This window comes from Trichlorobacter sp., assembly GCF_030247655.1.
Taxonomy (GTDB): Bacteria; Desulfobacterota; Desulfuromonadia; order Geobacterales; family Pseudopelobacteraceae; genus Trichlorobacter.
In genome coordinates this window covers 1-9,554 of record NZ_JAOTRZ010000105.1, presented here as the reverse complement: position 1 = coordinate 9,554, position 9,554 = coordinate 1, and the positions used below count along the sequence as shown (strand labels likewise).

Sequence of the window (9,554 nt, the reverse complement as noted above, 5' to 3'; positions counted from 1 at the left end):
AAAAAGACGGCGTGGAGCGTCTGTATTTCGTTGTTGAAACGAAAAGCAGTCTCTTTACCGATGATCTGCGTGATAAGGAAAGTGCCAAGATCAGGTGCGGCGAGGCTCATTTTGCGGCATTGGCTGCTGGGGAGAATCCGGCGAAGTATGTCAAGGCGCGGTGTCTGGATGACGTGATGGCAGGGTAAGAAATATGCAAATTACACTTCATTACATGTGAAGGAGATAATATGAGCGAACGACCTTTTTCTATAAAAATATTTCTTCCTCACGGCCAACCAGATGGTCTTCGAATTGTTGACAAATCTAACTGGACAGGACGTGGGATTGTTTTTCCAAGGTCTCTTTTTCCTGACATCAAGAAGAGAGAAGAATTTCAAGAAACCGGCGTTTATGTTCTTGTTGGACCTTCAGAAGAAGGTGAATTACCCAAAATTTATATTGGCGAAGGTGATCCGGTAAAAGATCGTCTTGAACAACACTTTTCAAAAAAGGATTTCTGGACTTGGGGAGTTTTCTTTGTCTCTAAGGACAGGTCGTTAAACAAGGCTCATGTACAACACATTGAATCACAACTTGTTAAAATTGCTAAAGAAGCAAAGCGTTCATTTTTTGACAACCTCAATGAACCTCAGAAGCCATCACTTTCTGAAGCGGAAGTAGCCGACGTTGAAAGTTTTCTGGAAGATATTTTGAGTATTTTTCCGTTGTTGGGACTAAGTGCTTTCCAAAAAGTTGTTTCTGTAAAAGTCAAGAGACAACAGTTGCTTTCCATTGAATCAAAAGGAATAAAGGTGACTGGTTATGAATCACCTGAGGGTTTCATTGTTAAGGAAGGCTCCCAAGCTGTAAAAGCAGAAGTTCCATCAATTCACCATTATATGTCCATTTTGAGGAGAGAGTTGTTGGAGACAGGTGTTTTGATAGATACTGGTAATATGTTCGTTTTTGCTCAAGACTATTTTTTCAACTCTCCCTCTACTGCTGCAGGTGTCGTTCTTGGAAGAACTGCAAATGGCAGGATTGAATGGAAAAACAGTAAAGCTGAAACATTGAAGCAACTTCAAGAACAAGCAGACCAAGGTATAAATCTAAATGTCTAAGTTGAAACACAAATGAAATTTCTCCACACCGCCGACATCCACCTCGGCAAGACATACCGCACGTCTACCGGTGAAGCCGAACGCTACGAAGACTTCTTCCGTATGCTGGGTGGCATTGTGGCCGACGCCATTACCGAGCAGGTGGATTTCATACTGATAGCCGGTGACCTGTTCCACACCGGCCAGATCCTCCCCCGTACCTTTGCCCGCACAATCGAGACTCTCCAACCCCTAAAGGATGCTGGTATCCCCTGCATTGCCGTAGAGGGAAATCATGACTGGATTCACCGGCGGGACAGCATCTCCTGGATGGAGGCGCTGTCACAAATGGGCTATATCCACCTGCTGCGCCCCAGCCGGACTGAGACCGGTGAATATCGCTTTGATCCTTACGACTATGCACAAGGCATTGGCGGGCATATTGAGATCAACGGCCTCAACATCTACGGCCTTGGCTACATCGGCACCCAGGCAGGCAACCACGTGCAGCGCATCTGCGAAGCGGTTACCACCACAAACAACATCCTGCTCTTCCATGTGGGTGTCTGGACCTTCTCGCCGGTGGAGATCGGCAACATGAAACCGGAAGAGGCTCTGCCCCTTGCAGATACGTTTGACTATGTTGCCTTGGGGCACGGTCACAAGCCGTACATCATCAATGAGCAGAACAACAAACCGTACGCCTATAACCCAGGTTCGCCCGAGTGTGTGAACTTTGGTGAGGAAAAGTACGATAAAGGATATTACCTGGTTACGGTGGAGGATGGACGGTATCACCACCAATTCCGCCCCACCCTACCCCGCCCCATGATGGTAATGACCATTAACCTGGATGGCGCTGAGCATGCTGATGAAGCCATGGAGCAGTTCCGCACTCAGTTGATTGACAAGCTAGCCGTACTGCAGGATGAGCGTAGACCGTTGTTGGAGATCAAGCTGACCGGTCGGGTACGTTTTCACCCCTTTGAGCTGGGGCGTGAACGGCTACGGTTGGTTTTGGATGAGCTTTGCGCTCCCCTACATATTGAGATCAAGAACCACCTTTCTCTGGTGACGGCGGCATCCGGCAGTGAGACCGAGAAAAAGAGTCTGGCAGAGATTGAAAAGGATGTGCTGCACGAATTGATTGCCAGCCGTAGCGAGTACAAAGGGCGAGAGGACGAGCTGGTACGTCTGGCCCTGGCTATCCGTGATCAGGTACTGAAGGGTGATGTTGAGGGGGAGGAACTGCTGGGCCTCCTGCAGGAGACATAACCGATGCAGATCATCTCCATCCACCTGAAAAACATCAAATCCCACCGTGACCGGGAACTGAGCTTTTCCAGCGGTATCAACGTGCTGTCCGGCCCTAATGGCGTGGGCAAGAGCACGGTCTTTGAGGCCATTGGCTATGCCCTGTTTGGCGTGGATGCCCGCGACTTTGTCACCAATATAGACCGGTTTCTCTCCATCGGCGCCAAGAAGGGTGAAATCAGCGTTGTCTTCAAGACGAGCAATGATGAGTTGTGGAAGGTAAGCCGCACTGTCGGCACCCCCAGCAAATGGCTGCTGTACAAGGAGTCTGGTGGCAGCTTTGAGGTTGAAGAGCATGCAAATACCGAGGAGACCGAGGCGCGGATTGCCGAGCTGCTGGGCCTAAACAACGGTCGCAGGCTGGCAGATCAGTTTAAACTGGTAATCGGTCCATTCCAGAACGAGTTTCTTGGCCCGTTTGTCATCAAGCAGCAGACCAAACGCCAGGAGGCCTTTGACGAGATTCTGGGGATTGATGCCTGGCGTACCACCTACAAAGGGACCAGTGACCTGCTGAAGGCTATTCAAAAAAAGATTGAGGTACTGAGTGCCGAGATCAAGCTGCTACAGGATCAGGTGGCAGTGCTGCCCCAGAAACAGGAGGAGCAGGCAGCCATAGCAACAACCTTGCAGCAGAAGCAAGGCGAGCTGCAGCAGAAGCAGGCGGCTCTAAAACAGGCAGAGTCCCAACTGATTGATCTGGATGCCCAGGAAAAGGCACTTACCGCCCTGACTATAGAGCTGCAACGGACTGCAGACCGGATTAAAGACGGCACAGACAAGATAGCAGACAAGCAGAAAGAGGTGGATACCAGCTGGAAGGCCAAGGCAGTTGTGGAGGCCTCTCGCGCTGGCAAAGAGGCCTATGATGTGGCTGAGGTGCATTTAACAGAACTCCGTGCCAAGGAGCAGCAACGCCGTGCCGCAGAGAAGGAAATCACTGCCCTTGAAAAAGAGGCACAGCGGCTGACCCAGTCAGTAGAGCATGAGCAGGCAGAGATTGCCAAAACCGAAGCACTGCTTGCTGAAGAAAAGTCTGGTTTTGCTGCTGCACGTACCAGTCTGCAGCCAAACCAGGCCATGCAGGATGCTGTTGCAGGATTGCCGACACAACGAACCAGCCTTGAACGTTTGAAGGCAGACCTGGCACAACTGAGCGGCCGCCGAGCCGGACTGGAAGAAGGTCAGGATAAACTGGCTGAAGGTGTCTGCCCCTTCTTTCAGGAAAAGTGTCGTAACCTTGAAGACAGGCCTGCCAAAGACCTGATTACGAAAAAACTGACAGACCTTGATCAAACTCAGACCATCCTTAACGAGCTGATTGCCACATTGACCCAGCAGGTGAAAGCAGCCGAGGTAGCAGAAAAGGAACTGCATGGCCTGACCGTGCGCCTGCAGGAACTGGATAAACAGGTAGCAACCTTGGCAACCAAGCGAGCCAAAAATCAAGAACGCGCAACAAAGCTGGAAGGACTGAAACAACAGCAGGCTACTGCAGCAGCCAAAGTGCTTGAACACAAGGCACTACTCCAGGCCTTTGCCAACCTGGACAGTGAGATTGAACAGGCTGAACAGCTGCGTAAGCAGCACCAGGAAAGTCGTGACGCCTTCACCACTAACCTGAAAGATGCGGAAGAACTTGAAAGTCGCCTCCAGACCCTCGAAAAGTGGCAGGCCAAGCTGGTAGAACTGAAGCAGGAGCAGGCCGATAAACAGGCTGAGCTGATACAGTCCAAAGCATCGTATCAGGTAGAGCAGCACCAGCAGCTACGTGCTGACAAAGATCGTCTGCTGACCGAAGTTGCCACCATCACCCAACAGATCGAAAGCCTGACTAAGGATCAGCAGCGACTCTCGCAAGAGATTTTAAGTCTCTTGTGCCTACAGGAAAACGCTGCCAGCAAACAGACAGCTATTACCAGTTACACTGCGAAGGAAAAACTGGTTAAATTCTTACGCAACCAAGTCTTCAAAAACGTGTCTGAGCAGCTTTCGGAGCGGTTCAGGGAAGAAATCAGCCTGCGGGCAGACCGGATCTACCGCACCATTGCTGAATCAGATGAAGAACTGCACTGGGGCGAGAAGTACCAGATCATCCTCAGGGACATGCACGATGGACAGCTCAGAGAGCGCACTGATGACCAGCTATCTGGTGGCCAGACCATGAGTGCAGTGGTTGCACTACGTCTGGCGCTGCTACAAACCATCGGCGCCCGGATCGCCTTCTTTGATGAACCAACCTCAAATCTTGATGCCGCCCGCCGTGAAAACCTGGCCCATGCCTTCCGAGCCATTGATGTTGGCAGGGAGGAGGTAACCGAGCACTGGTATGACCAGCTATTTCTGATCAGCCATGATGTTGCTTTTACCGAAATAACCGACCAGATGCTGCAGGTGGGTTGTTAATATATAAATATCAGTATGATCAAGGCTTTGACAGCCAGTTATCTTGTGAACGTTAGGTATAGGGACTCAACGCAATGGCAAGAAGAGGCAGGGGCAGTTGGCAAAAAAAAGATAGCTGGGAAGAGGTGGCTGCTCGTATTGCCGTTGGGATAATGATTCTCATGGCAATAGCTCTCCCACTCAAGAAAATATTAGCTTTCACAACAGAAGTGGTTATTCCGGTTATCATCATAGGGGCCATATGCTATGTCTTGTATGTAATCTATCGTGAGATGGGCAAAGAAAAGTCGAAGGTTCCGGCACCCGCAACAAAAGGCATGCCTGTTAGAAACAAGGTCATCAAATTTGATCAGGCTGTAACACCAGACAACTACAAGAAAGTTGGAAGCATAAAGAGTGGCGCTGAGAACATCTCAGCCTCTTCAATAGTTTCTGATATGAAACTGACTCGTGACGTCTTGTATGAAATGGATTGGAAGTTATTTGAGACGCTCTGCACAGAGGCAATCAAAGAGCAGGGCCTCCATGCAAAGGAAACTAGCTTCGGTGCTGACGGTGGCGTTGATATTGTTGTGTATAGCAAAAACAGCGAAGAACCTGCTGGAATTGTGCAATGCAAATCAGGTTTCGAGCGAGAGGTTGATGTAAAGGTCGTGCGTGAGCTTGCTGGGGTCATGGCAATCAAGAAGTACAAAAACGGAATGATTATTTCATCAGGTGATTTTACTCAGCCCGCAAAGGCAGAAGCCGGTGAAGCAGGAATTAGGTTGGTTTCAGGGCAGCTACTTATTGATGCAATCAACAAGATGAGCCCCGAAAAGTCAAAGCGTTTGGCAGACATGGTTTATATGTCAGACTACACAACGCAGACCTGTCCCAAATGCGGCGTCAAGATGGTGAAGAGGAATGAGGAAAAGGGGAGACCTTTCTGGGGATGCCCAAGGTATCCAAGGTGCGTCGGTAAAATAAGTATCAAGCAGAGATGACTCAATGAACAGAAATAATAATGTCGTATCAATTCTGCTGTCTGGATTAGTGGCTGTTGCCATAATAATCGGCGTCAGAATACTCATTGGTTTTGAGTACACCCCATCAAGATGGGTGTTCGGTGAAATAGGCTCTCGGGCAGCTACACCCCCCCCTCCGCCTAACCTCCCAAGCTATCCTCAGTTGCCCCAGCAATTAGCCGAGAAGCAACCTCAACCAGTCATTGAACATATCGGAGAAAAGCCGAAGCTCGCTCCAGGAAGCTTGTATCAGTACAAGGACAAAGACGGAATTGTGAGCTTTACTGATAATCCGGCGAGCATTCCTAAGGGAACGGAAGCCCAGGCAAGAAATTGGAACGGAACACTTTCAGGGCCAAAGATCGAAGTGAAGCAGGGAGTGTCACGAGAGACCCAGATTGTTGTCAAAGATGATCAAGTGTTTGTACCGGTGAAAATTTCAAGTAATGGGCGAGAAAACAACCTCTGGTTACTTCTAGACACGGGGGCTACAGGGATCACTGTCTACAATAATGCAGTTGATGGCTTCTACATGGCAAATGTGAGAAGGGGCGTTTCAACGCTTGCAGACGGGAGAAGGATAAATAACGTCACAGGCACTGTTGAGTCTGTATCTGTTGGGCCTGCAATCGTAAGAAATGCTGACATAACAATATTGCCGCAAGCGGGCTCACAGAACCATCAAGGGCTTTTGGGAATGCGATTTTTAAAAAATTTTCACTACACTCTGGATATGGGACGACAGATCATAAGGTGGAATTGACTTGAATTGGCAAGCAGAATTGACACCAGATTGCTAAACGATTTAGATCATAAAAGGATATAATGTCAAAATACGTTTACGTCAGCGGCGTCTTGCTTCTTATTTTTTATGCGGAAGCAAAATCAAAAGTACTATAAAGGTACTATAGATTTCAAAAAATAACAAAACGGCTTACCGATTAACTCGATAAGCCGTTGTTTTTATTGGTCGGAGCGAAACGATTCGAACGTTCGACCCCCTGCTCCCAAGGCAGGTGCGCTACCAGGCTGCGCTACGCTCCGAAAAGAAAGATTGTATACCACAGAGACCAAATCGATAGCAAGTAAAAAATGCTATTTTTCTTCAATTCGTCCCGCCCAGACCGGATCACCTGAAAATTGATGCCGTAGATGTTCTTCTGGAATCTGGCGGTAGAACTCCTCTGCACTAAACGAAAACCGATAAGACTGGACGTAGTCCATAATAATTCCTGCTGCTTCATTCAATCTTCGGATACGTTCCGGGTCAACATCTGCATGTAAATCAGGATGGGCTTTCCTGATCAGGGTACGATGGCGCTGCTTGATCCGTTTAATACTCAGCAGATCATTTTCATGAAATCCGAACAGGTAGAGCGCTTCTTTCAGCTCTGTAAAGGTCATGGCAATCAGGTTGCCTTGAAAAACGTCCGCACGGATTTGGCAATACCATCCTTATCCAGAGCATGCATCGACCGCAGTTCATGTTGTTCACCCTGCTCTATATACTGATCCGGGTAACCGATCCGCAGCACCTGTGCCTGTACACCCTGCTCTTCCAGCAGTTCCAGCACTGCCGTACCAAAGCCGCCTTGCAGTGCATTTTCTTCAAGGGTAACCAGTTTACCAAAACGCTTGGCCAGTTGAAGCAGCAACTCTGTATCAAGCGGTTTAACAAAGCGGGCATTAACCACAGCCAGATTAAGTCCTTCCGCCGCCAGATCTGTAGCAGCGCCCAGAGCAGGATAGACCATGGAGCCCAGAGCAAACAGGACGCCATCAGTACCATCACGCAGTAGTTCAGCCTTGCCGATCGGCAGAGTTTTCAGGTCCTGATCAAGGGGCACACCATAGCCGTTACCACGGGGATAGCGCAGCGCCACCGGGCCATCATGCATGATGGCGGTCTTCAGCATATGCTGCAGCTCGTTTTCATCTTTGGGTGCCATCAAGGTCATATTGGGGATATGACGCAGGTAGGAGAGATCAAAGACACCATGGTGGGTGGGGCCGTCATTACCCACTACCCCGCCACGATCAAGGGCAAACACCACCGGCAGGTTCTGGGTGCAGACATCATGCAGCACCTGATCATAGGCCCGCTGCAGGAAGGTGGAGTAAACCGCAAATACCGGCTTCTTGCCTTCACAGGCCAGTCCTGCAGCAAAGGTGACGCCATGCTGTTCAGCAATCCCCACATCAAAGAACCGCTCAGGATACTGTTTTGCAAAATTGGTCAGACCGGTGCCGTCCGGCATGGCAGCGGTAATGGCGACAATACGTTCATCTTCCTCTGCCAGCCGCGCCAGTGCATTGCCGAAGATGGCGGTGTAGGAGGCAGCCCCGCCCTTACCTTTCAAGACCTTGCCGGTTTCGATCTCAAACGGGCCAACCCCGTGGAACAGTGATGGATTCTGCTCTGCCGGTTTGTAGCCTTTGCCTTTGGTGGTCAGGACATGAATCAGCACTGCCGAATCAAGTTTTTTAACTCTTTCCAGAGTATCCTGCAGTAATGGCAGATCATGACCATCGATCGGCCCAATATATTCAAAGCCAAAGGCCTGAAACAGCATGGCCGGGGTAAACAGTCCCTTAAAGGAGTTTTCTATCTTGCGAGCCAGCCTGATGGCGCCGTGGCCCATATCACTTTTGGCATGCTTGATGAGCTGTTCAGTTTCGCGCTTGAACTTGTGGATGAACTCGCTGCTGGAAGTCCGGGAAAGAAATCCTGAAACTGCTCCCACGTTCTCGGCAATGGACATCTCATTATCATTTAAGACAACCACTAGGTCACGGTTCAGGTGTCCGGCATGGTTCAGACCTTCAAAGGCGATCCCGCCGGTCATGGAGCCATCGCCAATTACCGCCACCACCTTGTTGGTCTTGCCTGCCAGATCCCGTGCCACCGCATAGCCGGTTGCAGCTGAAAGCGAGGTTGAAGAGTGCCCAACCTCCCAGACATCATGCTCTGATTCACAGCGCTTGGGAAAACCGCTGAGACCATCCAGAGTACGCAGAGTGCAAAAGTTATCGCGCCGTCCGCAGATAATTTTATGGGCATAGGCCTGATGACCCACATCCCAGATCAGCTTATCTTCCGGTGAGTTGAACACCTTGTGCAGGGCAATGGTCAGTTCAACGACTCCCAGCGAGGGGGCGATATGGCCGCCGTTCTTTGCACAGGTTTCAATAATCAGCTGACGGATCTCTGCTGCCAGCTTTGGCAGATCCGACGGAGGCAGTTGTTTCAGGTCTGCAGGTGCATTGATCTGATTCAATAATGACATAGGGGGTCAGTTCTTTCTCTCAACAATGTAACGGGCAATCGCACGCAGCGGTTCTGCAGCAGCACCCAACGGCTCCAGGGCCAGCATCGCCTCATCCATCATGGCCTGGGCCTCCTGCTTGGCCGCAGCCAGGCCCATTACTGCCGGATAGGTGGCCTTACCACGGGCTTCATCACTGCCGGCATCCTTGCCGATCTCTTCAGTGGTGCCTTCTATATCCAGGATGTCATCCGCAATCTGGAAGGCCAGACCAGCGGCCTCACCATAGCGGAGGATGGCAGCCAGTTGCTTGTCATCAGCCCCGCCCAACAGCGCGCCAGCCACCACCGAAGCCTTGATCAGGGCACCGGTCTTGTGGGTATGGATGTACTGCACCGTGGGCAGATCCATGTCCGGCTTGCCCTCGCTCTCCATATCCACCACCTGACCACCCACCATGCCATAGGTACCGGCACAGG

Annotated in this window: 9 protein-coding genes and 1 tRNA gene; 6 read left to right on the top strand and 4 right to left on the bottom strand. The window is 50.3% G+C overall.

Features of this window, described 5'->3' with window-relative positions:
• The 6 genes from OEL57_RS10195 to OEL57_RS10170 form a co-directional block, all read left to right on the top strand.
• The coding region (locus OEL57_RS10195) for a hypothetical protein (protein ID WP_300740289.1) at positions 1–188 on the top strand (188 nt) is incomplete at its 5' end.
• A gap of 42 nt (positions 189–230) precedes the next feature.
• Positions 231–1,103, top strand: coding sequence for a GIY-YIG nuclease family protein (locus OEL57_RS10190; protein ID WP_300740286.1), 873 nt, complete (start codon positions 231–233; stop codon positions 1,101–1,103).
• A 12-nt stretch (positions 1,104–1,115) separates the two neighbouring features.
• Entirely contained in the window at positions 1,116–2,357 is a 1,242-nt protein-coding gene (locus OEL57_RS10185) for a metallophosphoesterase family protein (RefSeq protein ID WP_300740284.1), read from the top strand.
• 3 nt (positions 2,358–2,360) lie between these two features.
• Positions 2,361–4,802, top strand: a complete 2,442-nt coding sequence (locus tag OEL57_RS10180) for an AAA family ATPase (protein ID WP_300740281.1) — start codon at positions 2,361–2,363, stop codon at positions 4,800–4,802.
• 74 nt (positions 4,803–4,876) lie between these two features.
• Positions 4,877–5,788: a restriction endonuclease gene (locus OEL57_RS10175; RefSeq protein WP_300740278.1), complete on the top strand. Its 912-nt coding sequence runs from the start codon at positions 4,877–4,879 to the stop codon at positions 5,786–5,788.
• 4 nt (positions 5,789–5,792) lie between these two features.
• The gene (locus OEL57_RS10170) at positions 5,793–6,572 is read left to right on the top strand and encodes a retropepsin-like aspartic protease (RefSeq protein ID WP_300740276.1); all 780 of its coding nucleotides are present in this window, start codon (positions 5,793–5,795) and stop codon (positions 6,570–6,572) included.
• Between the two features lie 204 nt (positions 6,573–6,776).
• Here OEL57_RS10170 and OEL57_RS10165 read toward each other — a convergent pair.
• The 4 genes from OEL57_RS10165 to OEL57_RS10150 form a co-directional block, all read right to left on the bottom strand.
• A tRNA-Pro gene (locus tag OEL57_RS10165) sits at positions 6,777–6,853 on the bottom strand.
• A 51-nt stretch (positions 6,854–6,904) separates the two neighbouring features.
• The gene (locus tag OEL57_RS10160) at positions 6,905–7,213 is read right to left on the bottom strand and encodes a molecular chaperone DnaJ (RefSeq protein ID WP_300740273.1); all 309 of its coding nucleotides are present in this window, start codon (positions 7,211–7,213) and stop codon (positions 6,905–6,907) included.
• 5 nt (positions 7,214–7,218) lie between these two features.
• Positions 7,219–9,096, bottom strand: coding sequence for a 1-deoxy-D-xylulose-5-phosphate synthase (gene dxs, locus OEL57_RS10155; protein WP_300740270.1), 1,878 nt, complete (start codon positions 9,094–9,096; stop codon positions 7,219–7,221).
• 6 nt (positions 9,097–9,102) lie between these two features.
• On the bottom strand, positions 9,103–9,554 hold a 452-nt coding region (locus OEL57_RS10150), incomplete at its 5' end, for a polyprenyl synthetase family protein (protein ID WP_300740267.1).

What these genes read in the sequence shown, in the direction of transcription:
- OEL57_RS10190 (WP_300740286.1), top strand. Translation starts at nt 231, where the DNA reads ATGAGCGAACGACCTTTTTCTATAAAAATATTTCTTCCTCACGGCCAA.
- OEL57_RS10185 (WP_300740284.1), top strand. Translation starts at nt 1,116, where the DNA reads ATGAAATTTCTCCACACCGCCGACATCCACCTCGGCAAGACATACCGC.
- OEL57_RS10180 (WP_300740281.1), top strand. Translation starts at nt 2,361, where the DNA reads ATGCAGATCATCTCCATCCACCTGAAAAACATCAAATCCCACCGTGAC.
- OEL57_RS10175 (WP_300740278.1), top strand. Translation starts at nt 4,877, where the DNA reads ATGGCAAGAAGAGGCAGGGGCAGTTGGCAAAAAAAAGATAGCTGGGAA.
- OEL57_RS10170 (WP_300740276.1), top strand. Translation starts at nt 5,793, where the DNA reads ATGAACAGAAATAATAATGTCGTATCAATTCTGCTGTCTGGATTAGTG.
- OEL57_RS10160 (WP_300740273.1), bottom strand. Translation starts at nt 7,213, where the DNA reads ATGACCTTTACAGAGCTGAAAGAAGCGCTCTACCTGTTCGGATTTCAT.
- dxs (WP_300740270.1), bottom strand. Translation starts at nt 9,096, where the DNA reads ATGTCATTATTGAATCAGATCAATGCACCTGCAGACCTGAAACAACTG.